This window comes from Neptunomonas concharum, assembly GCF_008630635.1.
Lineage (GTDB): Bacteria > Pseudomonadota > Gammaproteobacteria > Pseudomonadales > Balneatricaceae > Neptunomonas > Neptunomonas concharum.
In genome coordinates this window covers 1,794,675-1,819,743 of the sequence record NZ_CP043869.1, presented here as the reverse complement: position 1 = coordinate 1,819,743, position 25,069 = coordinate 1,794,675, and the positions used below count along the sequence as shown (strand labels likewise).

Below are 25,069 nucleotides of genomic sequence, written 5' to 3'. Positions count from 1 at the left end.
GGCGGTGGTGAGCGGAGCAATTATACTCGACTGGCTAACCGGCGAACCACAGCGGTTCCACCCTTTGGTGGGCTTTGGCATTGTGGCAGGAAAGCTTGAGTCCTCTCTGAACTCGGGTTCACCTAGATGGCGTAAAAGTAAAGGACTGGTAGCGCTGCTGATACTTGCCGTGCCCTTACCCTTGCTCTGGTACATCTATCAGCCTTATTCGTGGAGTTGGCTGGGCGATCTGTTGTTACTCTGGTTTTCGGTCGGGCATCGTAGTCTATATGATCATATACAGCCTATCGCAACAGCCTTAGACGCGGGTGATCAAGAGGTGGCTCGCACCTTAACCAGTCGTGTTGTGAGCCGTGATAAAGAAGCCCTCAATATTGAAGTTTCAGCCGTCGAGTCCACGTTAGAAAATGGCAATGATGCGGTGTTTGCTGCGCTGTTTTGGTTTGTGCTATTGGGTGGAGCGGGTGCTCTTTTCTATCGTTTTGTTAATACACTGGATGCCATGTGGGGGTATCGTAATCTGCGTTTTAACGATTTTGGCCGCTTTACTGCTCAGCTTGATGACCTCTTGAACTTCGTCCCTGCACGTTTAACCGCACTCTCTTTTGCGCTACTGGGGCACACTCGACAAGCATTGAGCTGTTGGCAAAACCAAGCCCACTTACTGGCAAGCCCTAACGGAGGCCCGGTGATGACTAGCGGAGCTGGAACATTAGGTGTGCTATTGGGTGGTGCAACCCGCTACCAAGGCCAATGGCAGGATAAACCTTATTTTGGGGCGGGGGAGCCGCCGGTTACTCAGGATATTCGACACGCATTGCGATTGGTTAGCAAAACGCTAGCGCTTTGGGTGGTGATCTTGTGGTGTACGGAGGGTTTTGTATGGCTACAAGCATGATGAGCGCTCCTGCACATGGAGGTCGGGTATTAGACGCCGCTGCCTATTTTGGGATACCTGAAGAAGAGTGGCTGGATCTATCAACGGGGATTAGCCCCTTTAGCTATCCCGTGCCACCGTTGCCTGTAACGGCTTGGCAATGTTTGCCTGACCATCAATATCGAGCGCTGCTATGTGTTGCATATGATTATTATGGCTCGCAGTCACTCTTGGCGGCACCGGGAAGTCAGTTTTTTATCGAGACGTTACCCCTTTTACGGCCAACATCAAAAGTGGCGATTCTATCCCCGACCTATCAGGAGTACGCCTATCAGTGGTCTCGACATGGTCATCACGTGCTAGAGCTGACTCAAGAAGCGATTGAGCTGGATCTCGAACAGTATGATGTCTTGGTGGTCGTACGACCTAACAACCCTACCGCAGAGCAGATAGACCTTACTCAGTTAAGAGATTGGCACCAACGCTTAGCCAAAAGAGGGGGCTGGCTGATTGTTGATGAAGCGTTTATCGAGCCGCTACTAGCAGATGGCGAGCCTTCGCTGATAACGCCTGAGCCGCTTGATGGTTTAATAGTACTGCGCTCAGTTGGTAAATTTTTTGGGCTAGCGGGTATACGCTTGGGCTTTATCTGGAGTACCTCTGAACTACTGGCGCAAATTGAGGCTAAGCAATCGCTCTGGTATCTATCTGGCCCTACGGTTTGGGCCGGAATTCATGCATTGCAGGATAGGTGCTGGCAAGCTGACACTTGCCAAAAGATCAAAACTGCCAGTACACGATTGCAAAGTTTGTTACAAAATAAGGGCTACAACGTGCACAACGGTGGCCTATATTGCTACATCCCTTATCAACAAGCCCGAACAGTGTACGAATATTTAGCCCAACGAGGTATTTTGGTTCGCTTATTTGAGCAGCCTGCAGCACTGCGGATTGGCTTACCAGCACAAGAAGCCGACTGGCAGAGATTAGACACGGCATTATCAGCGTTAAGTATACCGAATGTAGCGAGCGTGAAATGAATAACCAACAGCAAACCTTAATGGTCCAAGGCACCACCTCTGATGCAGGCAAAAGCACCTTAGTAGCAGGCATCTGCCGCGTACTATGGCGAAAAGGCGCAAGAGTGGTACCTTTTAAGCCGCAAAATATGGCCCTGAACAGCGCTGTCACACAAGATGGCGGTGAGATAGGTCGAGCGCAAGCTGTACAAGCACTGGCCTGTGATCTTGAGCCGCATACGGATATGAACCCCATTCTGCTTAAGCCCAATAGTGACACCGGCGCGCAGGTCATCATACAAGGCCGGGCAATCACTAATATGGAAGCCGCTGCCTATCATGATTACAAGCGTGTGGCGATGGAAGCGGTGTTGGATTCCCATCAGCGTCTTGAGGCGCAGTATGACTATGTCATTGTGGAAGGCGCTGGCTCACCCGCTGAAATTAACCTCAGAGAAAACGATATTGCCAATATGGGGTTCGCGGAGGCAGTGGATTGCCCTGTGATTATTATTGCTGATATTGACAAGGGTGGCGTATTTGCCCATCTAGTTGGCACCCTTTTACTGTTATCGGACTCTGAGCAGCAACGGGTAAAAGGCTTTGTGATTAACCGTTTCCGTGGTGATATCGCTCTTCTGCAAAGTGGTTTAGATTGGCTCGAAGAGCGCACAGGTAAGCCGGTCTTAGGCGTTTTGCCTTATCTGCATGGTTTTCATCTTGAGGCTGAGGATGCGGTTTCTGTCGAGCAAATCATAACCGATGCGCAGTCGACGCTTAAGGTGATTGTGCCAGTGTTCCCGCATATCAGTAACCATACCGATTTTGATCCATTACGGCTACATCCCTGTATTGACCTTCAGTTTATTGGCCCTGATCAAAAGATCCCGTCAGCTGATCTGATTATTCTGCCAGGCTCTAAGTCGGTGCGTAGCGATTTGTCATGGATGCAGGCTCAAGGATGGAATCAAGCGATAACGCGACACTTAAGATACGGTGGCAAGCTACTGGGTATCTGTGGCGGTTTCCAGATGCTAGGGGTGTCTATTCAGGACCCTGATGGCATAGAGGGGATCGCCGGTGACTCATCGGGGTTAGGTTTGCTAGATATGACAACTGTGCTTTATCCAGAAAAGCAGCTTACTCAAAGAATGGGAAGTCTTCGTTTTACAGAAGGAGAGGCAGCCGAGGTGTTCGGTTATGAGATTCACTGTGGCCTATCAAGCGGTGAGGCTTTACAGCACCCCTTAATCGCTTTTTCCGAGGGCGAATATGATGGCGCTATATCTCATGATAGACAGGTAGCTGGCACCTATCTGCACGGCTTATTTGAATCCACCGCCGTTATAGAGCAGTTGTTGGCTTGGACAGGCTATGAAGCAGAACCTCCTGAGTTTGATTACCGAACACATCGTTTAGAGGCCTTAGACCGTCTCGCCGATACGTTAGAAGCGCATATGGATATCGATACCTTGATGTCACTTTTTCAGCCGGAGACTGCAAGATGATTCGGCTGATTCTAGGTGGAGCACGTTCAGGCAAAAGCCGTTATGCCGAACAGATTGCCAGCGCATCGCAAAAACCTGTTTGCTATGTGGCCACAGCGAAAGCGCAGGATACGGAGATGCAAGCTAGAATAGAGCATCACCGACAATCCCGCCCTCCTAAGTGGCAGACACGGGAAGTGCCGATTCATTTAGGTGAGGTATTATCTGATAACAATCTCCTAACTTATTGTATTTTAGTGGATTGCTTGACGCTATGGGTCACCAATCTTCTATGTGAAGGGGAGAATATCGCTGAGTCTAGAAGTGATTTATTGGCGACGCTGCAACGCCTGCAAGCACAACCTGATACTGAGATTATTCTGGTGAGTAACGAAACCGGCCTTGGTGTTGTGCCGATGGGTGAATTGACACGTCGCTATGTAGACGAAGCTGGATGGTTACATCAATCACTGGCAGAAATCGCCGATGAAGTCATTCTGATGGTGGCGGGCATACCTGTACCCATCAAACCAAGAGTCAATAATTTATGAATCCGACGAACATAACCTCTTTTGAATGGTTGGCTCTACCGGCTAAAGCCTTAAGTGAAGATCACCACACACAAGCACTAGAACGCCAAGGTCAATTAACCAAACCTGTCGGCGCGTTGGGTAAGTTAGAAGCGATTGCGGTACAGATGGCAGCGATGCAGGCCACCGATCAACCCCAGGCAGAGCGTGTGCATATTACCGTTTTTGCCGCTGACCACGGTGTGACTGCGGAGGGTGTTTCGGCGTTTCCGCAAATTGTTACCACCGAAATGGTGAAGAACTTTGCCAGAGGGGGAGCTGCTATTAACGTAGCTGCACGCTTTTTAGGCGCATCTCTCGACGTCTGTAACTTGGGGACGATTACTCCAACAGAGCACTTAAACGGCGTAACCTACCAGCCTATTGCAGCACAGACCGCTAATTTTGTGGATCAGCCAGCCATGACTCATGAGCAACTTGCCACTGCGTTAGCTGCGGGTAGAACCCGTATCCAAACCCTCAAGCCCAATACAGATCTGTTTATTGGCGGGGAGATGGGCATTGGTAACACCACTTCGGCCAGCGCATTGCTCGCTTATCTATTGGATATTAGCTCAGCAGACGCCACAGGGCCGGGTACGGGGCTTAGTGCCGACGGCGTGAATCACAAAGCTGCCGTGATCGACAAAGCGCTACAGTTCCATCGCCCTTATCTTGAAACGCCTTTAGAGGCCCTGCGCCGATTAGGCGGCTTTGAGATAGCAGCCCTTTGTGGTGCCTATATCGCCTGTGCCCAAGAAGGACTTCCATGTTTAGTGGATGGTTTTATCGCTTCGGTTGCGGCGCTGGTGGCATGTCGAATCAATTCTAATGTAGAGGGGTGGCTGATATTATCCCACTACTCAGCGGAGCCTGCGTACGGCAAATTACTCAGCGCTTTCCACCAACAGCCTTTATTAGCGCTAGGTATGCGACTGGGCGAGGGTAGTGGGGCAGCGGCAGCTGTGCCATTGATCAGATTAGCTTGCCAATTGCACAACCAGATGGCGACCTTTGCAGAGGCCGCTGTATCAGAAAGCGAGTGAGGTAAAGAGGAGTCAGCCCATGAACAACGCTCTGGTGATCGACGCATTACGCCACGGCGAAACGGAATTTGGCCAACGCTACCTAGGTAAAACTGACCCTCCCTTAAGTGAAACAGGGTGGCTACAAATGCAAAGTGCTCTAAAGTTCAGAGCACCTACTGACTATGATGCCGTTTACTCATCCCTCTTAATCCGCTGTCATAGCTTTGCCCAGCAGTGGTGTTCAGATACTTTGCTCACCTTAGAGTCGCGTATTCAGGAATACGATTTTGGGGATTGGGATGGCAAAACCGCAGCAGAAATCTATCTAGAAGCTCCTGATGCTTTAGCTCGCTTTTGGGAAGATCCGATTCAATACCCACCCCCGAATGGGGAACCATTGCCACTATTTTTTGCCCGTGTTCAGGCCTTTATCGCGGAGCTTCAGCAAAGCGGCTATACAAAGGTTTTGCTCATCACTCATGGTGGGGTGATTAAAGCATTGCAATGTATTACAGAATCCAAACCCGCATCAGAGATGGCCTCGATGAATTCGCCTCACGGGAAAATCCAAACCTTCAGGATACCCACCCATGAATAGAATCAGCCAAACGCTACAAGCGTTTTTGGTGGCGGTACAGTTCCTTACTATTCTTCCTGTGCGTTTTAAGCGCTATCCCAGCCAATACGTGCAAGCGGCCTCGTTACTCTTTTATCCATTGGTTGGGTTATGTATGGGCGCTGGTTTGGCGCTGTTATTACAGTTGAATCTAATATCCTCGGCACCGCTTATGGCAGCGATGCTGTTGGTTATCTGGGTAGTGATTACAGGAGGGCTACACCTCGACGGTTTGGCAGATAGTAGCGATGGTTTGATGGGCGGTTTAGGGGATCGAGCCAAAAGCTTACGTATTATGAAAGACCCCTGCATTGGTGCGACAGGCGCTATTGTGCTGATCTTATACCTATTTTTGATGGGGGCTGCGCTCATCGTGGTGGTCGATCATCAACTACTCCTCCCTCTGATGATTGCTCCCGCATTGGCAAGGACCGCTGCCATTGGCTTATTAGCTACAACCCCTTACGTGAGGGACAAAGGCATCGTTGCTCATATGATCTCCCATATGCCTATTAAACCTCTACAGTGGCTGGTAGTGGGGGTATGCATTATAAGTGTGGTACTCGCGCCATTCATTATCTTGGCTGTTCTGTTAGTTGTCTATCTTGCGCGACGAGCGATGCTTACCCGCTTAGGAGGCACAACAGGCGACACAGCAGGCGCACTGATTGCGATGGTTGAACTAACGGTGATAACCGTAGCGGCGTTTAGCGTGTAAATGATTGATCTACCCGTTATATGCGGCCCGCTTTAAGTGCTTGTTTAATACAGTATTTAGCAATCAACTTATGAAATGGCTTGATAATGGTCATATAGACCTTACCCGTTTTTGTTTTTAAATTAACTAACGTCGAAACCGCAAACTCTTGATCTGATAGTTTTAAAACGGATAGCCACATATCCATATTAGGCTCATACGCACTACACACAATTTCTGATGGGTCGACGTGCTCTATCGTAAGAAATCCGGCTTTTTTCCCTATGGCTATCTCTTCGAGCGGGAGGCTCATTTCAGTATTACTTACCGCAAAACCCAAATGCTTAACAATCGCGTTGCGCAACGCTAAGGCGAGCTGTACGGGCTTTGGTAAAAAGCCAAAGATGCTGTGATAAACCTCTCTTGCTTCGAGCTCTGGTTTATTAACTATTACCCTAAAGGCGTCTCGATAATGGGATGCTGACTCTTTGCCATTAATTTTGGTTTCTGGCGGGAACACCATTTCCGATACCATTTTAGCTCTCCTGAGGTAGTGTTGTATTAGGGAATCGCATCATAAAATGAGCGCGCTCAATTTTCAACTTAATCTTTTAACGCCATAACAAAATTGATTTAATGGTGTATGTGATTCAGGAGTAAAAACGTGACCAAACGCGCGCAAACTAAGGCAAAAATACTCGGTACTGCTTGGCAGCTATTTACAGAAAAAGGTTACGAGCAAACCACTACCCGTGATATAGCGGCTCACGCACAGGTGGCGACAGGTACGGTGTTTAGTCATTTTCCCAATAAACTGGATCTTCTTAAAGCCGGTTTAGAAGGCAAGCTGGCTACGTTGCTGCAGCAAGCCAGCCAATCCGATCAAAGTACAAGCCCCACCGAGCGGCTACTCCATTACGCCCATGCGCTCTACCCATTCTATCTATCCCAAAGGGAGTTTAGTAAAGCACTGTTTAAAGCATTGCTATGGCAAAGCCAATCTCTTGATCCACAACTCAATGCATTTAAGTCACTCCTAGTCAACAACAACGAAGAGCAGCGCTTATATGCTGATCTAATAATGGATGTGTATTTTATGACACTACTAGAGGGGTTAAATGATGACGCTATCGATAGCGCTGCGCTGTTAACTCGGCTGGAATCAAAGTTAGGTTTACTGAGGTAGGGTAAAGGTCCTATTATTAAAAAATAAACTAGTCATATATGCCTTGTATCCTGTTGGTAATTTTGGTTGAAACAATACTGAAATTTAATAAGTAGCATAAGAATAGATGAAACTCCGCTCTACTACGCACTAGGCTTAGCAGAGTGGAGGGAAATATGGAAAGATCTAGTGCAACAGAACCGGCTTTCTGTATCAAATAACGCAGCTAGAAACATTCTTAGTAATCCAGTTAGTGAACTCTGTATTATGCTATCTAACGTTCCATAGTTCCTTAACCATTTTTACTCCTTCAGGATCGTATTTGGTTAATTTTCTTCGTTCGTAAGGAAAATAATCACCACCAACAAAGTACATCGCTGATAATTCGGCAAAGTACTCTAGGTTGTTCTTAAGCGCATATGCTTCAGGCTTTATTCTATTTTTGTAGTCTCTTACATTTCTATATAAATTTTTCTCTTTAGCATGTTTCCAAGGTGTTACTATAGCTCTATGTTTTTCAGGCCAGTGCATAATGTGCCACGCATGTGCCAGTTCATGAACTATAGCCTTTTTTGCCCACATTTCTGTTAAATACATTAAGTTTTCAGCACTATAGATTACTATAGAATTTTCCCATCTTGCATCATAATGTAGCCGTGTTATCGTTTCACCTTGTCTAACATATCTCATCCCACTATTTAACCCTCCTTTTGGGGATTTTTCTCCCCATAATAGAAAGATTTTTAATCTTTTAAGTTTTTTAATGGAATGTTTAGGTAGGTTTTTTTCAACTTTTTTAAGTATATCTTGTAGTTTGATTAATGAGTTTTTAGTTAGTTCAGGGTCTGTTTTTTGCATGTCTTCTTCATAGAATATATTCCAAGACTCTTTAATATTTATATAGTTCCTAATAGGATTTCTAAAGTCGATATTTGCTTCAACATAAGTCGAAAAAAATACTAATAGTATAGGAAGCAAGTTTTTCAAGCTATTCTCCTTTTTCTATAATGAACCTTTAGTTTGGGTATCAATGTATAAAAATCCTCATATATACAGCTCTTCTTCGTTCTTAGTTTATGCCTAACCCAAAGGGCATGTTTTAGCTTGCTGATAGTTTGTATCATCTGTTATACCCCGTAGGATAAAGTTATTATCTTGATAGAAGATCTGGGTTAACTACAAGGTTTCTTACGCCGTGTGCGTGATCTTCTTTAAACTCATTACCTTCGCACCATTTTCCGACGGATGCTGCATTCACCTTAGCTACTTTGGGACGAACACTCCAGCTAACTTGAAAGGGTGAGCCTTTCGTGTTGTAAGAAGGACCGGTGGTGGATCCCTCGTATTGTATCGGTGTCCCAGTATCGGAAGGAATATTGAGAGCTTGGTGGTATCCGTTTTTAAGGCCGTGTTTTGTCAGGTCTGAAAAATCACTAGCGTCACTGTCATTTACCAAGACAAAGACCTGAGCCTCTACGCGTAATTGGGGATTTGCGATTGCCTCACTTAGGCATGTACCCAGCGTTGGTCCAGGCACTGCCTGAGTGGATGAGTGGACATAATGAAGTTCTATTGTATCACCTGGCTTCAGGCTACCATGCTTACTTGGGCAAATTTCATAATCCGTTGGAGTCAGCTCAGCCTCTGACAACGTCCCCGAATATCGATAACCACTTCCATACCCTTGGCCATCACCATTTCCCGCATATAGGGTGAATTCCCCGCCTTTATGCTCAGCATTTTTATGGAAGTGGATATCACATAAATTCATTTCAGTATAAGGCGGTGCTTGATTAAAAGACCGCGCATTTGTACCGCTAACCTGATTGATATCCCGTGGTGATTGGGGCCCAAAACCTTTTCCCTTGGTGGCTTCCGCCAGTGCTTGGCGCTGCTGAGCTATGATGCTATCAGCTACCAAAACGGGAGCTTCAGAATGGGCTTCTTTGGCGGCTATACTGAGTGGCGTACATGCCGCTACGGTTAAAATAAAAAGAATTCTTGAATTCATGTTTTACTTCCTGTATTGATTTATAACTTGTGTAATGCTTTATGCTTATGCGAGCTATAATCGCAGCGTCCATTTAATTCTTTAAGGGTAAATATAAAAATTAAACTAATAAATTTGTTGCGGTTATATCATGTATTTATATTTTTCCATGGATGCTCTCACCTACGTGATTATAGATAGTTAACCCTTACATATGAGTTATCCGTTAGGCGAGCGGTACTCCTTTTTTGCGGTAAGGTTATTGATGCCTTATTTGAAAGAGGTAGAGGGATTATTTGAGTTTGTTGGTGGTTGTAATAGTGTTTGAGGTGTGCCATCCGTTGCATCCTGTAGAGTAAAGTCCTTTTGCTGAAGTTTAACTGATCGTGGCTACAAAGGCCAAGACCTATTGCTCTCGTTAGTAAGTCTAGTGGTTACCGTTGTGACCTTCGTCTTGGTTATGTAACAAAGCCACGAACTCCAGTAATCGACGCTACATCAGGCATTTATGCTGCAATTTCAGATGATAGCGCCTATCGATCTGGTAGGTTGACAAGCAAGTCATTACCTCATACTGATTCTTTTGGGGAAAATAATGATATCTGTGATAGAGATTATATAACTCTTGTATAGCTATACCAAATATTTCGCCAAGCCCCAATCTTAAAAAAACATAAATAGCCCTCAATGGCTAAGTTAGATTTCACCATGGTTTTGCTTTGGCTTGAACAGTCTAATATCGTTCAGAAACTCTACGATTCGATTAAATTGGTACTCATGCTGCGTATATTCTCTTTTCGATACCAATTAGCACTATTGAAAGCAATTGCTCATGAACCTTGTTGAAGTTATTCCAGTTATTTTCAGTCCAGTTTTCTTTCAATGTCATATGCTTTCCATGAGCTAGTATATTTCGGAGGATATGTTCATTATATGATTTTCCCAAATCGTGTCCTACACTTCTTACAAGTAAGTTAAAATCTTTCCTATCCTGCTTATCTATATAAACTTCTTCTAAGAGCGACTTTAGACTTTTATAGATATCGGTATTCCCGCTTCGGTTTTGAGCCCAATAATGTTCTACAAACGACCATAATGCTAATTCACCAACAAATGAGGGAGATGCTCTGATATCTCTTAGGTAGTCAAGAATTGAAAAAAAACAGTTAGTCTTTTCTCTGTTGATCGAGCGTAACTTTTCTGACAACTTGAAAATTCGTGTCAGATCATCTTCGTTAACAGTATCGAGTTTTATTGATTGGTAAGCTTCTACTTGAGGAGGTTGTATTGTAATAATCTCATTTGAGTTCGAATCTACAATTATTAATCCTGAGGATGACGCCCCAAAATTGTAGTACGATTCAGCAACGACCCTGAATATATCACTAAATGAATTTGCTTCTTCCTGGCTTTGAAATTCATCGTCCCTAAATACCCATAACGAATGATTGTAAAGCCCAGTAGATTGTTGCAACACGTCAAAGAATCGTCTTCCATCAGCCCCTAGTGAGCTTCTCTCGTTTACAATCTGTGAACTATCGCACACATGGTAACCACAAATATGCTCGTCTTTGATAGTAGATTGGACAGAGTTCAATAACCAATAACATTTGAATTTTCTCATTCACTTACCCAAAACATAACAACCCTATATGCGAATCCAATCTACTGGCGTCTATAGGCCTGTCATTCATGATTCTAACTAACTGATTTAACCCACTTCTGGCGTGTTTGCAAGCCGCCTTCTACTAAAAGGTGGCAATCATATTGTCAGCTTCATATCGGCCATAAGGGTGTGCATGATGCGTTCGCTGCTGTAGGTTTGGCTTTGGCCGTAGGCGGCTTGTCTCATCGATTGGTGCTTGTCTGTGTTTTGTAGATGCTGGTTGATGGTGCTGGCCATCGCTTCGCTATTGTCTACCAGATAGCCGCTAACGTTATGCTCGATGATGTCTTTAGGGCCTTTGCAGTTGTAAGCAACGACTGGCAGGCCGCAGCTTAGCGCTTCGAGTACGACACAGCCAAAGGTATCAAAGCGTGAGGGTAGCAAGAGCAGGTCGGTTTTTTGATAGAGTGCGGGTAGGTCTTTTTTGTCGACCCAGCCTAAAAATTGAGCGTCGGGTAGTTGAGCTTTTAGCTGTACTTCGGCGGGGCCGGTGCCTGCAAACCAGAGTTCTGCTTGTGGGTTGTTCCGCTTAACGGTTTGGTATACATCGATTAAGTCGTATACGCCTTTTTCTTCGCTTAAGCGGCCTACGTAGAGCAGTATTGGGTGGCGGTTTAGGGTGAGTAGATCCGGTTTTTGTTCGGTAAATACGTTGTCGGCCCAATGTTGGGTGAGTTTTACGTTTGATTCGGGGAGGTCCATTTCTGGGCTGGTCAGCCAGGCTTGATGTTCTTTATTCAGGGTGAAGATGCCTTCAAATTGGGCGTAGAATGCGCGTAATAAACGGCGTATGCGATCAGATTCGTGGTGGTTTAACTGGGTGGTGCGCTGGATAAACTCCATCCAGTCGGTATGCATAAAGAAGTATGCGGGCACAGAGAAGGCTTTTTTTAGATAGAGGGCTATCGCGCCCATGAGTAGTTCGGTTGAGCAGATAATACGGTCATAGCCGCCTTGTTCAAATATCCGCTGTAGTTCGAGTATATCAGGGATATAAAAGGCTTGCTGGCCTAAGCTTTGGACTTTAAAGCTGGAGACAGGGCGCACAACAACCAGATGATCTTGGGGTGCTAGGTCGGGGTGGCAGGTGAGTATATCAATGGGGTAGTCGTGGTTTTGTATCTCTATCAGGGTGCTTTGGAGTACGGAGGAAACACCGTTGTGGTCTGCAAAGGTATCGGTTAGCCATAAGGCTTTTTGCGGGTGCTGCGCTTTGCCTAGGGTATCGGCCAGTTCGTTTAGGAACTCACGGTTGTTATAAATCACTTGGCTGGCAGTAAAGGCGGCTCCCATGACGACGCCTGATGCCAGTGCAGGAAACGTCAATTCATCCAGCATTTTTGATAGGTTGAGCTGGGTAATATCTTTGGGTGCTACGCTCTTTTCTGCGCTAAACAGAGCACGGAATTGGGTAGGGATTTCAAAGCGGCGTACCAGTTCATCGGTGGTGAGTTCGGCTAGATGGCCTTTGTCCATTTTTTCCAGATGTTGATTGAGCCGGTCAAAAAAGATGTGGGTAACGACCTGATAAAGCTCAGGTATCGCCTCGCGAATGGTCTCTAAGAAGCGTTCAGGGTGTTTACGTTGTGTTTTGGCTATCTGTTTGATCACCTTGAGCGCAGGTTTAAACTCTTTGCTGACACCTAAACTGGTCAGTAAAGCAGGTTTGGTGCCAGAGAGTGATTCATGGAAGGTTTTAAGGAAGGTGAGCGTATATTTATGACGTTTGAGTTCCTGCATGGCGTTGCTTACGCCAAGACACATCAGCTTATCTTGTAGGCTGCCTTTGTGCAGCATCATGCGTAGTAAGCCGGGGTCTTGCATGTGGATGGCAACTTGCGAGAAATAATCGAGAAAGGTCACCGTGAGTTTTTCTTCTTCTCCTAACTCGCCATAGGGGGTGGTGCGGCCTTCGCGGATGGCGTCTAGCACCAGTGTTGCACGTGAGGTATGTTTCAGGCGGTTGGCTAGATCAGGGATATGCACCAGTGTGCCTGTGCGCCCGGCAAAGATACCGTTGTGGTCATCTGATCCACCTGTCATCGATTTTTGATAGGGATTCTCACAAAATTCAAAGGGGTCGAGCTGGTGTTTTTTTGCGTAATAATCGATTCGCTCTGGGGTTAAGCTTTCTACCCATCTCAGCGTTAGCAGGTTTTGCCAGTAGCCCCGTTGCCCGTTTAACACTTCAAAGCGCTGGAACAGCACAGCAAATTTTTCCAGTATGCTAAGGTCGGGCTTTTGGTCGTGAGTGTAGAAAAACAGCGGGTGCGGTAATACTGTGACTAAGTTGTGCAGGCGGGTAAAGCGTACAAAATCGAAGATGTCATGGCGCAAGGTGTTGAGTTGTTGTTCCTGCGTCGGTGTAAAGCCGTAGGTTAATACATGAATACTCAGGGTGGAGTCAGGAAAGTGACAGGTAAACTCTGTGCCCACTAATATATCTTCGCCTTTGTCCTTTAATGCCCAGCAAGAGCGTGCGTTATTGTGGTTGGTAACGGTGATAACGTCGGCGCCATTTCTGCTCAGTGTTTGTGCGAGCTGTTCTGTGGGCAGCCAGGTTTCGGGGAGGTTTAACAGTCGTCCCCATAATTCATCGGGTACATCACTGTTGTAATCATGACAATGCAGGTCGATTTTTAGGGTTTCTTCACTAGGGAAGCGTTGTTGCTGTGACCGCAGAAAACCATCATATTCTTGACGTATTTGGCGGAAAAAATCAGACGTTTTTATCATTGGCTTGGGTTTCTTCGGCTTGAGTGTCAGTGGTGCATCGAATAACGGCATCCTAACGCGCGTAGTTGTAGGAAATATGACAACATGGGTATTTTTACCGCGAAGGCGTGTAAGGGTGTGATTTACTAAAATTTGCCGTTATGATCTTCGCCTTAGGTATTATCTCTGTGTAACCGCTATCTAGGCCGCCTCGAAGATGTCAGAAAAAATCCTGCTCATTGAAGATGATGAAAAACTTACCCAGCTACTGAGTATGTATCTTACTCGTCATGGTTTTGAGGTGGCTGTGGGGCATCGGGGAGATGAAGCGTTGTCTTTGCTATCTGATGCTAACCCTGATCTATTGATCTTGGACTTAATGTTGCCAGGGATGGATGGTTTGAGTGTATGTCGTGAGGTCAGGGGCGTATTTGAGGGAAAGATTCTTATCCTTACCGCCAGTGATGATGATATGGATCAGGTGGCTGCATTGGAGATGGGGGCTGATGATTTTGTCTGTAAGCCTTTGCAACCGAGGGTTTTATTGGCACGAATTCGTATGCTGTTGCGTCGTCAGCTAGGCGTTTCTCATGATGCGGGTTTTGGACAAACGGAGGCGTTGCAAACTCAAGACGACCATCAGTTGCAGTTAGGTGGCTTGTCCCTTAATCAGCTCACTCAGGTATGCCATCTTGATGAACAGCGCGTTAGTTTAACTCCGGGGGAGTTTGACTTGTTATGGTTGTTGGCCAGCCATCGGGATGAGGCGCTATCACGGGAGATTTTAGTTAAAACTACCCGCGGGATTGATTATGACGGTGTTGACCGAACCATCGATAATAAAATTGCGATTTTACGTAAGAAACTAGGAGATGACTCCGCTTTGCCTAGCCGTATTATTACCGTGCGCGGCAAGGGCTATATGTTTGTCTCAAACCAGTGGGATTAGCCCATACATTTCCATACATACCAACAGGTGAAGCTGAGTGATTTCTTGTGCCAGAATGAGAAAGGTACTCGCTCACTAATGGGATAGCTCACTTATGGCTCGTCTTTTTATTACGCTCTATATTGGTGTCATTGCGGCATTATTTGGTTTTATTCTTCTTTTAGATCTTACGGCTGAAAAGGTGTTCAAGGACGCGTTTCAAGAGGAAGTCCGGCGTAAAGTAACAAGCTATACGAAGCTGTTTGAAGAGATTTATCAACTGGCTGGTGAGGAGGCAATGGAGAAGGCTATGTATCGCACTGCCGAGCTTGAAAACCAAGTGCTGACTGTATTGGCCTCTCCAGAAACACTTAATCAACCTGAAATTAAGGCGTTAAAAAGTTCAGGGCCTTTTTGGGGTGAGCTGGAGGGGGATGATGGTGAAGCTATGTACTTTTGGCTAAGTGTCAACGATAAGATATATAAATCCCATGATGACCCGAATTCTGATTTTGTTAAGATTCAAAAACTGGTTGATATAACGGCTTTTTGGGGCTTTTTTATTGTTACAGCGTTAGCTCTGGCTGCTTGGACTTATCTCTTGCAGCGCAAGCTGAAAATGTTGGAGACATCGGCTACAGCTATCGCTAATGGTGACTTTTCGGCTCGTGCGCCCATGGCCAGTAAGCATCGAGTGGGGGGGTTAAATCGTTCATTTAATTCAATGGCCGAGCGGATTGAACTTCTAATTGCCAGCCATAAGCGCTTAACTAATGCCGTTGCCCATGAGTTGCGAACCCCTATCTTTCGCTTACGTTGCCAGCTAACGATGTTGGAAGAAGATCTTGTAGCGCCTGCACAACAGCCTTTTCTGGCCGGTATGGAAGAGGATTTGGCAGAGCTGGATCAGCTTGTCGAAGAGTTATTAAGCTATGCGAAAATGCAAAGGTCGGGCACTATTGCAGCGTTTGAATCGCAGGATGTAGCACAGTGGCTAAAACAACAACAGCCCCTTTTGCAGCGTAGTTGTTTAAAGGAACTAGCCGTTATTGAATGCCCTTCGATAGCGTTAAAGTTTGACCCTCGTCTTTTATTAAGGGCATTAAGTAATTTAGTCCGTAATGCTGATATTCATGCCTATACCCAGATAGAACTACATGCACTGATTGAAGATGGTTATTTGGTCATTTGTGTTGATGATGATGGGCAAGGGGTACCGCTGAGCGAGCATGAACGTATCTTTGAGCCGTTTGAGCGTTTAGATGTCGCAAGAGCCCGAGATACCGGTGGGCACGGCTTAGGTTTGTCCATCGTAAAGGAGATCATGGATATCCATCAAGGAAGAGTGACGGTCTCTAGTGCGCCTATCGGTGGAGCACGCTTTTCGTTGTATCTACCACTCCCAGACAGAACGCAGACATAAGTCATACATTTCAATACACACTCTCACTATTGTCAGGGGTGTTACATCTAAATAATAGCCTTATTCAAATCACATATTGATGAGGCTAATTACATGAAAAACACGTCTTTAATTGCTGCCACCTGTTTACTATTGGGTTCAAGCTTTGTTGTTAATGCAGGTGATTTCACCATTGGGGCCGGCGGTGTTTCTTTTAAGTCACCCTATAAAGGCTATAAAGACAACAGTGATCCTTTAATTTTTGTTGAGTATGAAGGTGAGAATTTCTCAGTTGGTTCTACGGGCGCGCATTACCGTTTTATCGGCAGTGATGAGACACCGCTCAGTGTATACGCGACATTATCATCGGTAGGTTCAGATTTTAAGAGTAAGGACTCTAAATACTTTGCAGGCATGGATGACAGAGACATCAGTGTCGATATGGGTGTTACCGCAGTATATCGCTTGGGTGAAGCAGGGGAGTTCAGTGCATCTTTACTACATGATGTGGCTGGTGCTTATAAAGGATTCTTTGCTGATATGAGTTATAGCCATGCTATTGATGTAGGCGGTATGGCTATTTTTTCTCCGACAGTGGGTGTTAGTTTCTTAACGAAAGATTACGTCGATTATTACTACGGTGTGCGCGCTAAAGAAGCAACTGCAACGCGTGCTGCTTATAAAGGTGATGCAACGGTCGCACCTTATGTTGGCTATAACGTGATGGTGCCTGTCACTGACAGCTGGAGCCTTTTCCATTCGGCTAACTATACCTGGTTGGGTAGCGAGATTGAAAAGTCTCCGATCGTAGAGCGTGACAATACTTGGTCAACAACGTTAGGTGTCGCATACACTTTTTAAGTCTTCCCATACTCAAAGGGCCTATGGGCCCTTTTTCTATTTGTAACGCATGAGGTAGAAAGTGGATCGCTCAAAGCAGATTGCATTAGGGCTGCTTATATTGGCCTGTTTCTGGATTTTTACGGGGAATGTTCAATCAAGTCGACCTGTAGAGAATGATGTTCTCAGTAAACATGATCGCCATGAGGATGTGATCATCCAAACGCGTGTTTCCCATGCACAAACTATTGAAAAAACATTGGTATTAGCAGGACATGTAGAGCCTCATCGAACGGTAACAATTAAGGCAGAGACGGCTGGTAAGGTGGTTGGCATACCTGCTTCGCGTAGTCAGCGTGTAAAAACGGATGAGACATTAGTTCAGTTAGCGATGAATGATCGCAAAGCTCGCTTGAAGCAGGCAGAAGCGGAGCTGCGTCAGCGCAAAAGTGATTGGTTGGCTAATGTTAAGCTGCAACAAAAAGGATTGCGTGCTAAAACGAATGTCCTTAGTCATGAAGCGCTTGTTGCTGAGTCAGAAGCATCATTGGCTCAGATTAAAGAAGATATCAGCAATACTCAGATTAAAGCCCCCTTCGCAGGAGTTCTAGACCAAAGGCCGCTGGAGTTGGGTGACTTTGTTGATCGCGGAGATAGTGTGGCTGTTTTGGTAGATGACAGCCAAGTACGCATCAGTGTGCAGGTGTCCCAGCATCACTTAGCCGCCATCAAATCAGGCCAAAGAGTCACTGCCCGTTTGGTTACCGGCGAGGCGTTGACAGGTACTGTCTCATACATCGCGCATTTAGCTGATAAGGAAACCCGCAGCTTTAGAGTTGAGGTTCAGGTTTCAAATCCGGATCAAAAACCTTGGTTAGGTTTGAGTGCACGTGTAGAACTACCAATCGAGAGTCACCAAGCACACCTTGTGTCACCGGCGTTACTAAATTTGGACTATCAAGGGGAGCTATATGTTAAAGCCCTGAATAGTGATAACCGCGTGAAGGTATTCCCTGTATCTATCATTCGCCATGAAACAAGCGGCTTTTGGGTGTCTGGCCTACCAGAGTCGGTCTCTTTAATCACTCATGGGCAAGGCTTTTATCAAGAGGGTGATCAGATTGATGCGAGCTCTGTAAAAAGGCTAATTGCTGTTACCGCTGGGCAGGAGCAGGAGCAAGCGTTGTGATCACTTTCTTGATGGAACGCAGCCGTATGGTGCTGCTACTTTTATTATTCTTGCTGGTCTCTGGCGTTTCAGCCTTTATTTCCATTCCCAAAGAGTCTGATCCGGAAATCGCTATCCCATTTATTTACGTCTCGATGGTTCATGATGGAATCTCGCCGGAAGATGCCGAGCGCCTTTTGATAAAGCCTATGGAAAAAGCGTTAAGAAGCATTAAAGGGGTTAAAGAGATGACGGCATCTGCAACCCAAGGGTATGCCTCTGTTACCTTGGAGTTTGAAGCGGGTTTTGATGCCAAGCAGGCTTTACAGGATGTGAGAACTCAGGTGGAACAAGCCAAATCTCAACTTCCCAGAAGCACCGAAAGCCCCGTGGTGAACGAAATTAATACGGCGCTTTTTCCGGTGATGACATTAAGTATCTCGGCACCGATTGATGAGAGGGAGTTAATTGGTATTGCCCGCCAACTCAAGCGGGAAATTACGGCCTTGCCTAATGTGTTGTCCGTTGAGATAGGTGGGGATCGGGAAGAGGTATTAGAAGTGGCGATTGATCCGCTTTTGCTGGATGCTTATGAACTCGACTATGCTCAGGTTTTGGATATCATCAGCCGAAATAACCTGTTGATCGCCGCTGGGGCTTTGGATACAGGTATTGGACGATTAAATTTAAAAGTCCCCGGTGTCATTGAAAAGCTAGATGACCTCTTGCAACTGCCGATTAAAGTGAGTGGGTCGACTGTCGTCACCTTTTCTGATGTTGCAACACTGCGCAATACATTTAAAGATCCTGATGGCTTTGCTCGGGTGGATGGCGCGCCAGCTATTTCGCTTGAGATATCAAAGCGCTCAGGGGCCAATATTATAGAGACTGTGGCCCAAGTACAGGCTGTCGTTAAGATTGCTAAAACGCTGATGCCTGCCAGTGTTCAGGTCAGTTATATTCTCGATCAATCTGCCCAGATAAGTACCCTGTTGTGGGATCTGCTTAATAATATCCTCAGTGCTATGTTGATCGTGATGATTATCATCATTGCTTTCTTAGGGGTACGCTCTTCACTCTTGGTAGGGCTGGCCATACCGGGGTCTTTCTTGATGGGCCTTTTGTGTATCTACTTGTTGGGTATCACCCTCAATATTGTTGTTTTGTTCAGTTTGATTCTGGTTGTTGGCATGTTGGTTGATGGTGCTATTGTGATTGTAGAAATGGCTGAGAAACAGATGCGAGCAGGTGATACTGGTCAAGTCGCTTTCACCCATGCTGCACAGCAAATGGCTTGGCCTATCATTGCATCGACCTTTACAACACTGGCTGTCTTTATACCTTTGGCATTTTGGCCCGGCACAGTGGGTGAGTTCATGAAATACTTACCTATCACGGTGGTTTTATGTCTATTAGCCTCTCTAGCCATGGCTCTGGTTTTTTTACCTGTAGTGGGATATCTGTTTAATCGCACGGGATTTAAATCTGCTAAAAAAGTGGAGGCCCCAACGCCAAGTAAAGGCGCTAATCTTTACGCACAGTTGCTAAGCTTCTTCTTAAAACATCCTGTAAAAACCATAGCAACAACATGTGGCATGATGGTTTTGGTATACATCGTTTACGGCAGCTATGGTGCTGGTATCACTTTTTTCCCTGAAACAGAGCCAGAAACGGCAATGGTTCAGGTTCACGCCCGCGGTGATCTATCGGTTGTCGAGAAGGATAACTATTTAAAAGAGGTTGAAAAGAGAATTACAGGTGTGGCTGGCTTGGGAGCGGTGTACGCTCGGTCGTTTGCTCAGCCAGATGGCGAAGGAAAGGAGGATATTATTGGTGTTTTGCAATTTCGCTTGGAAGAGTGGCACCAGCGTGCGCCAGCAAACCACATACTCTCTATCTTGGCGCAAAAAATTAAGGGTATACCTGGCTTATATTTAGAGGTTATCGAGGAGGAGGATGGGCCGGCAGGCGGTAAACCCATTGAAATAGAGATTGGTGGTGTCTCTCAGTCCGATCTGATCAGTTCAGCCGATCAGCTCCTAGGGCTTATGAGGGATATCAAGGGCTTTATTAGCATCGAAGATGACCGGTCTTTGCCCGGTATCGAGTGGACCTTGGCGGTAAACCGACAAGAGGCTGCCCGTTACGGTGCTGATATTATATCTATTGGGAACGCTGTCCAGCTAATCACCGCTGGGATCAATCTTGCACAATACCGGCCGGATTACAGCGATGACGAGGTGGATATTCGTGCCCGTTTTCCGAAAGAGCATAGAACCCTACAGCAATTAGAGCAGTTAAGAATTAAAACAGCCCAAGGCATGGTGCCTGTCAGTAATTTTGTGGAAGTTTCACCATCCCCCAAAGTTTCAAGAATCAAGCGAGTTGATGGACGACAGGTCATATCTATCCGATCCGATATTCAAGAGGGACTATTGGTCGACAACCAACTTAAGGCCTTACAGGCTCGTATTAGCGAAACCGCTTTCCCGCAAGGGGTTGAGTTTAACTTTAAAGGTGAAGATGCCGACCAGAAAGACAGCATGGCTTTTCTGATCAAGGCGTTCATCGTTGCATTATTTATTATGCTGCTTATTTTGGTTACTCAGTTTAATAGCTTTTATCAGAGTGTTTTAGTGCTCAGTGCCATTCTTTTCTCTACAGCTGGGGTGCTGCTTGGGTTATTTTTGACGAACCAGCCCTTTGGTATCGTCATGGGAGGGATCGGTGTTATTGCTCTGGCAGGGATTGTGGTAAACAACAATATTATTTTGATAGATGCTTTTAATAAGAAAAGAGCAGAAGGGATAGCGTCATTGGATGCAGCCTTTATGACAGGAAGAGAGCGCCTGCGCCCTGTACTACTGACGGCTGTAACCACAGTGTCAGGGCTTATTCCCATGGCATATGGACTCAATTTAGATTTTATCGGGCGTAAAATTGCTTTGGACGCGCCGTCATCTCAAATGTGGGTGCAACTTGCCAGTACCATTGCGGGAGGTTTAGCCTTTGCCACTTTGCTTACCTTGTTCATCACACCTTGTATGTTGGTGCTAGGTGATCGGTATTTCAAAAAGGGGGCGGTTGGCGCTTAAAAAGGATGTAGTAGGGAAGCGCTGCTTCCCTACTTAGAGGTCGAGATTAATCTGTAATTTCGATCTGACGCGGTTTCATCGCTTCAGGAATCTCCCTGACGAGGTCAACATGTAGCAGGCCATTTTCTATAGTGGCTTTAACGACTTTGACATGGTCCGCTAGTTGAAATCTACGCTCAAAGTTCCGGGCAGCAATGCCTTGGTACAGATAAGTGCGCTCTGTTGTATCGGCTTCTTTTGCGCCCTTAATCGTCAGATTACCTTCTTCAGACTGAATCTCCAGTTCTGATTTAGAAAATCCTGCAATGGCCATGGTGATTCTGTAGGCATTTTCTCCCAATAATTCAATGTTATAGGGAGGATAGCTAGGTTGTTGCTCATTACGGTTAGCTGAATCAATCATATTGGCAAGTCGATCAAAACCAATGGCTGAACGGTAAAGTGGTGTAAGGTCAAATGTTCGCATTATCATATCCTCATACAAAGCAATATGTGAAAGTTGTTTACCTATCGTTTGATCAGGTAACGGCCGACACCTAAGGCTGTCGGCTTAACTTTTATGTAAGGGTGAACGAAGTTTTTTCAAGCCATTAATCGTCGATTTTAAATTCTGTATTGAATCGATCAATATCATTAGTGATACCGACATCAACGTTGGCAGCAGGAATTTTAAAGTCATAAACACGTTGCCAGCCGTCGCTCTCTGGCGTGCGCTCCCAGACGGTGCCTGCATTATAGGTCACTAAATCAGTGAGCGATGAGTCTATACGACACATCTTTTCAACAGGAACAGGCACCATGTTGGCCAGCTCATTCTCAAGGTATTCTTCAGATTCATAACCGGTATACATTCGCCACCCTGTATCGTTTAAGTGCTCAGGTACGGTTTTAAACATAAAGCGAATAGGTAGCTTCTCATCAAAAGTCATTTTAGAAACCAGCGCCAGAAAGCCATTTTTTGTTTGGTTGGTTTCATTTTCTTTGGAAGTAGGGGTGTCGATATCAGGTGTTTTCATAACTATTCCGGAACAGGTATAACGTCACTGTGACAAGAGGATTACTAAGATAAATAGTAACAAAAAAGCCCGTCACAGGGACGGGCTTTTTTACGCAGCGTAAAATTAAGCTTGAACTGTTGGGATAACAGTAGCAGCTTTAGCTGTGTAGTTTTCGATCTGGTCGAAGTTCAGGTAACGGTAAACGTCATCTGCCATCGTATCCAGTTTAGCAGCATACTGCATGTACTCTTCTACTGTGGGCAGCTTGCCAAGTAGTGCTGCAACCGCCGCTAGCTCCGCAGAAGACAGGTAAACATTCGCACCTGTACCTAAACGGTTAGGGAAGTTACGCGTAGAAGTCGACACAACGGTAGACTTGTCAGCAACACGTGCTTGGTTACCCATACACAGTGAACAGCCTGGCATCTCCATACGAGCACCGGCTTTACCGAAGATGTTGTAATAACCTTCTTCAGTTAACTGAGCAGCATCCATTTTCGTTGGTGGTGCAATCCACATACGCGTTGGGATAGAAGTGCCCGCTGCATCTAATAGTTTACCCGCTGCACGGAAGTGGCCGATGTTGGTCATACAAGAACCGATGAACACTTCGTCGATCTTATCGCCAGCAACTTCAGACAGTAATTTCACATCGTCTGGATCGTTAGGGCAGGCCAGAATTGGCTCTTTAACGTCATTCAGATCGATTTCGATAACCGCAGCGTACTCTGCATCAGCGTCAGCTTCCATCAATTCTGGGTTAGCTAACCACTCTTCCATACCTTTGATACGGCGCTCGATGGTACGAACATCGCCGTAACCTTCAGAGATCATCCATTTCAACATAGTGATGTTAGATGTCAGGTACTCTTTAATCGGTGCATCGTTCAACTTGATAGAACATGCCGCAGCAGAACGCTCAGCCGCAGAGTCAGATAGCTCAAACGCTTGCTCAACTTTCAGGTCAGGTAGACCTTCGATTTCAAGGATGCGACCAGAGAAGATGTTTTTCTTACCCGCTTTAGCAACGGTCAATAGCCCCTGCTTGATTGCGTAGTAAGGGATAGCGTTAACCAGGTCACGCAACGTGATACCTGGCTGTAGCTTGTCACCTTTAAAGCGAACCAATACTGATTCTGGCATATCCAGCGGCATAACACCTGTTGCAGCAGCGAAGGCAACTAGGCCAGAACCTGCTGGGAAAGAGATACCGATTGGGAAACGCGTATGAGAGTCACCACCTGTACCTACGGTGTCAGGTAGCAGCATACGGTTCAACCAAGAGTGGATTACACCATCACCAGGGCGAAGAGAAACACCGCCACGGTTCATGATGAAGTCAGGCAGCGTGTGGTGTGTCTGAACGTCAACTGGCTTAGGATAAGCTGCAGTGTGGCAGAACGACTGCATCGTCAGGTCTGCAGAGAAGCCTAGGCAAGCAAGGTCTTTCAGCTCGTCACGGGTCATTGGACCTGTTGTATCCTGAGAACCAACAGTTGTCATTTTTGGCTCACAGTAAGTGCCTGGACGAACACCTTCTACGCCACATGCTTTACCAACCATCTTCTGAGCAAGAGAATAGCCCTTGCCAGTATCTGCAGGTTGATCCGGCTTACGGAACAGTTCGGTTGGCTCAAGGCCTAATGCCGCCCGTGCTTTATCTGTCAGGCCACGACCAATGATCAGAGGAATACGGCCACCGGCACGAACTTCGTCAAGCAATACCTGAGTCTTCAGCTCGAAGTTGCAAAGCACTTCGCCAGTTTCAGCATTTTTAGCAACGCCTTCATATGGATAAACGTCGATCACGTCACCCATATTCATTTTTTCTACATCCATTTCGATTGGCAACGCGCCAGCATCTTCCATTGTGTTGAAGAAGATAGGTGCAATTTTGCCACCGAAGCAGTAACCACCAGCGCGCTTATTAGGAACGTGTGGGATATCATCACCGAAGAACCAAAGAACAGAGTTGGTTGCTGACTTACGAGAAGAACCAGTACCTACAACATCACCAACGTATGCTACAGGGTAGCCTTTCGCTTTGATCTCTTCGATCTGCTTCAATGGACCAACAGAGCCTGGAACGTCTGGGTTAATACCATCGCGCTCCATTTTCAACATAGCATTAGCATGCATTGGAATGTCAGGACGTGTGAACGCATCAGGTGCTGGAGACAGGTCATCCGTATTGGTTTCACCGGTTACTTTAAAGACAGTAACGGTGATTTTCTCAGCAAGCTCTGGTTTTGAAGTAAACCATTCAGCATTAGCCCAAGAATCAAGGATCTGTTTAGCGTGAGCATTACCTGCTTCTGCTTTTTCCTGTACGTCATGGAATGCATCGAATACTAATAATGTATGCGAGAGTGCCTTAGCAGCGGTCGGAGCTAAAGCTTCATTTTCTAAGCAGTCGATCAATGGCTGGATGTTATAACCACCCAACATAGTTCCTAGCAGTTCAACAGCTTTTACAGCGTCTACTAGAGGAGAGGTTGCTTCACCTTTAGCAACCGCAGCAAGAAAACCGGCTTTTACATAAGCTGCTTGGTCTACACCTGCAGGAACACGGTTAGTTAACAGGTCCAAAAGGAATTCTTCTTCGCCCGCAGGTGGATTTTTAAGTAGATCTACTAACGCAGCTGTTTGGTCAGCATCTAATGGCTTAGGTGGTACACCATCAGTGGCGCGTTCTTCTACATGTTTACGATAAGCTTCAAGCACGATATAGCCCTCATCAGTTATTTCCATCGGTCTTTGTTAACATACCCTGCCGACGGTGTGTTGAGATCTTGTCTCATTGTTGATA

At 45.9% G+C, this 25,069-nt stretch carries 21 protein-coding genes; 13 read left to right on the top strand and 8 right to left on the bottom strand.

What is annotated here, in order from left to right:
• Positions 1-7: 7 nt before the first annotated feature.
• Genes F0U83_RS08460 through F0U83_RS08430 form a run of 7 tightly spaced genes read left to right on the top strand, consistent with a single transcriptional unit; the run spans position 8 to position 6,314 of the window.
• The gene (locus tag F0U83_RS08460) at positions 8-898 is read left to right on the top strand and encodes a CobD/CbiB family cobalamin biosynthesis protein (RefSeq protein WP_246077715.1); all 891 of its coding nucleotides are present in this window, start codon (positions 8-10) and stop codon (positions 896-898) included.
• Positions 883-1,917: a threonine-phosphate decarboxylase CobD gene (gene cobD / locus F0U83_RS08455; RefSeq protein WP_138987357.1), complete on the top strand. Its 1,035-nt coding sequence runs from the start codon at positions 883-885 to the stop codon at positions 1,915-1,917. The genes F0U83_RS08460 and cobD overlap by 16 nt, the downstream gene beginning before the upstream one ends.
• A complete protein-coding gene (locus tag F0U83_RS08450) occupies positions 1,914-3,404 on the top strand; it encodes a cobyric acid synthase (RefSeq protein ID WP_138987356.1) in 1,491 nt (496 codons plus the stop codon). Before cobD ends, F0U83_RS08450 begins: the two co-directional genes overlap by 4 nt.
• Positions 3,401-3,934 carry a bifunctional adenosylcobinamide kinase/adenosylcobinamide-phosphate guanylyltransferase gene (cobU, locus tag F0U83_RS08445; protein ID WP_138987355.1) on the top strand — a complete coding sequence of 178 codons (534 nt, stop codon included), beginning with the start codon at positions 3,401-3,403 and terminating at the stop codon, positions 3,932-3,934. Before F0U83_RS08450 ends, cobU begins: the two co-directional genes overlap by 4 nt.
• Complete coding sequence (gene cobT / locus F0U83_RS08440; protein ID WP_138987354.1) at positions 3,931-4,998, top strand: nicotinate-nucleotide--dimethylbenzimidazole phosphoribosyltransferase; 1,068 nt, start codon at positions 3,931-3,933, stop codon at positions 4,996-4,998. The genes cobU and cobT overlap by 4 nt, the downstream gene beginning before the upstream one ends.
• A 19-nt stretch (positions 4,999-5,017) precedes the next feature.
• On the top strand, positions 5,018-5,578 hold the full coding sequence (locus tag F0U83_RS08435; protein WP_138987353.1) for a histidine phosphatase family protein: 561 nt from the start codon (positions 5,018-5,020) through the stop codon (positions 5,576-5,578).
• Positions 5,571-6,314, top strand: coding sequence for an adenosylcobinamide-GDP ribazoletransferase (locus F0U83_RS08430; RefSeq protein ID WP_138987352.1), 744 nt, complete (start codon positions 5,571-5,573; stop codon positions 6,312-6,314). The genes F0U83_RS08435 and F0U83_RS08430 overlap by 8 nt, the downstream gene beginning before the upstream one ends.
• Positions 6,315-6,330: 16 nt before the next feature.
• Here F0U83_RS08430 and F0U83_RS08425 read toward each other — a convergent pair whose 3' ends face one another.
• Positions 6,331-6,828 (bottom strand): DUF2867 domain-containing protein, encoded by a 498-nt coding sequence (locus tag F0U83_RS08425; RefSeq protein WP_138987351.1) that lies wholly within the window; start codon positions 6,826-6,828, stop codon positions 6,331-6,333.
• 129 nt (positions 6,829-6,957) lie between these two features.
• Between F0U83_RS08425 and F0U83_RS08420 the strand changes: the two genes are divergently transcribed.
• Complete coding sequence (locus F0U83_RS08420) at positions 6,958-7,479, top strand: TetR/AcrR family transcriptional regulator (RefSeq protein WP_138987350.1); 522 nt, start codon at positions 6,958-6,960, stop codon at positions 7,477-7,479.
• Between the two features lie 249 nt (positions 7,480-7,728).
• Here F0U83_RS08420 and F0U83_RS08415 read toward each other — a convergent pair whose 3' ends face one another.
• The 4 genes from F0U83_RS08415 to F0U83_RS08400 form a co-directional block, all read right to left on the bottom strand.
• Positions 7,729-8,445 carry a hypothetical protein gene (locus F0U83_RS08415; protein ID WP_138987349.1) on the bottom strand — a complete coding sequence of 239 codons (717 nt, stop codon included), beginning with the start codon at positions 8,443-8,445 and terminating at the stop codon, positions 7,729-7,731.
• A gap of 163 nt (positions 8,446-8,608) precedes the next feature.
• Positions 8,609-9,469, bottom strand: coding sequence for a delta-class carbonic anhydrase (locus F0U83_RS08410; RefSeq protein ID WP_138987348.1), 861 nt, complete (start codon positions 9,467-9,469; stop codon positions 8,609-8,611).
• 754 nt (positions 9,470-10,223) lie between these two features.
• Positions 10,224-11,072 carry a hypothetical protein gene (locus tag F0U83_RS08405; protein WP_138987347.1) on the bottom strand — a complete coding sequence of 283 codons (849 nt, stop codon included), beginning with the start codon at positions 11,070-11,072 and terminating at the stop codon, positions 10,224-10,226.
• Positions 11,073-11,210: 138 nt separating this feature from the next.
• Positions 11,211-13,850: a glycosyltransferase gene (locus tag F0U83_RS08400; protein WP_170221783.1), complete on the bottom strand. Its 2,640-nt coding sequence runs from the start codon at positions 13,848-13,850 to the stop codon at positions 11,211-11,213.
• Positions 13,851-14,046: 196 nt separating this feature from the next.
• Here F0U83_RS08400 and F0U83_RS08395 point away from each other — a divergent pair, with 196 nt between their 5' ends.
• The 5 genes from F0U83_RS08395 (at position 14,047) to F0U83_RS08375 (ending at position 21,262) form a co-directional block, all read left to right on the top strand.
• Entirely contained in the window at positions 14,047-14,778 is a 732-nt protein-coding gene (locus F0U83_RS08395) for a response regulator (RefSeq protein WP_138987345.1), read from the top strand.
• A gap of 94 nt (positions 14,779-14,872) precedes the next feature.
• Positions 14,873-16,180 carry an ATP-binding protein gene (locus tag F0U83_RS08390; RefSeq protein ID WP_138987344.1) on the top strand — a complete coding sequence of 436 codons (1,308 nt, stop codon included), beginning with the start codon at positions 14,873-14,875 and terminating at the stop codon, positions 16,178-16,180.
• Between the two features lie 93 nt (positions 16,181-16,273).
• Entirely contained in the window at positions 16,274-17,020 is a 747-nt protein-coding gene (locus F0U83_RS08385; RefSeq protein WP_138987343.1) for a MipA/OmpV family protein, read from the top strand.
• A gap of 61 nt (positions 17,021-17,081) precedes the next feature.
• Positions 17,082-18,188 carry an efflux RND transporter periplasmic adaptor subunit gene (locus tag F0U83_RS08380; protein ID WP_138987342.1) on the top strand — a complete coding sequence of 369 codons (1,107 nt, stop codon included), beginning with the start codon at positions 17,082-17,084 and terminating at the stop codon, positions 18,186-18,188.
• Entirely contained in the window at positions 18,185-21,262 is a 3,078-nt protein-coding gene (locus F0U83_RS08375) for an efflux RND transporter permease subunit (protein ID WP_338036372.1), read from the top strand. The genes F0U83_RS08380 and F0U83_RS08375 overlap by 4 nt, the downstream gene beginning before the upstream one ends.
• A 46-nt stretch (positions 21,263-21,308) precedes the next feature.
• Here F0U83_RS08375 and F0U83_RS08370 read toward each other — a convergent pair whose 3' ends face one another.
• From F0U83_RS08370 to acnB, 3 genes are all read right to left on the bottom strand, one after another.
• The gene (locus F0U83_RS08370; protein ID WP_138987341.1) at positions 21,309-21,728 is read right to left on the bottom strand and encodes an Hsp20 family protein; all 420 of its coding nucleotides are present in this window, start codon (positions 21,726-21,728) and stop codon (positions 21,309-21,311) included.
• Between the two features lie 124 nt (positions 21,729-21,852).
• A complete protein-coding gene (locus tag F0U83_RS08365; RefSeq protein ID WP_138987340.1) occupies positions 21,853-22,278 on the bottom strand; it encodes an immunity protein Imm33 domain-containing protein in 426 nt (141 codons plus the stop codon).
• Positions 22,279-22,383: 105 nt separating this feature from the next.
• Entirely contained in the window at positions 22,384-24,984 is a 2,601-nt protein-coding gene (gene acnB, locus F0U83_RS08360; protein WP_138987463.1) for a bifunctional aconitate hydratase 2/2-methylisocitrate dehydratase, read from the bottom strand.
• Positions 24,985-25,069: the final 85 nt, after the last annotated feature.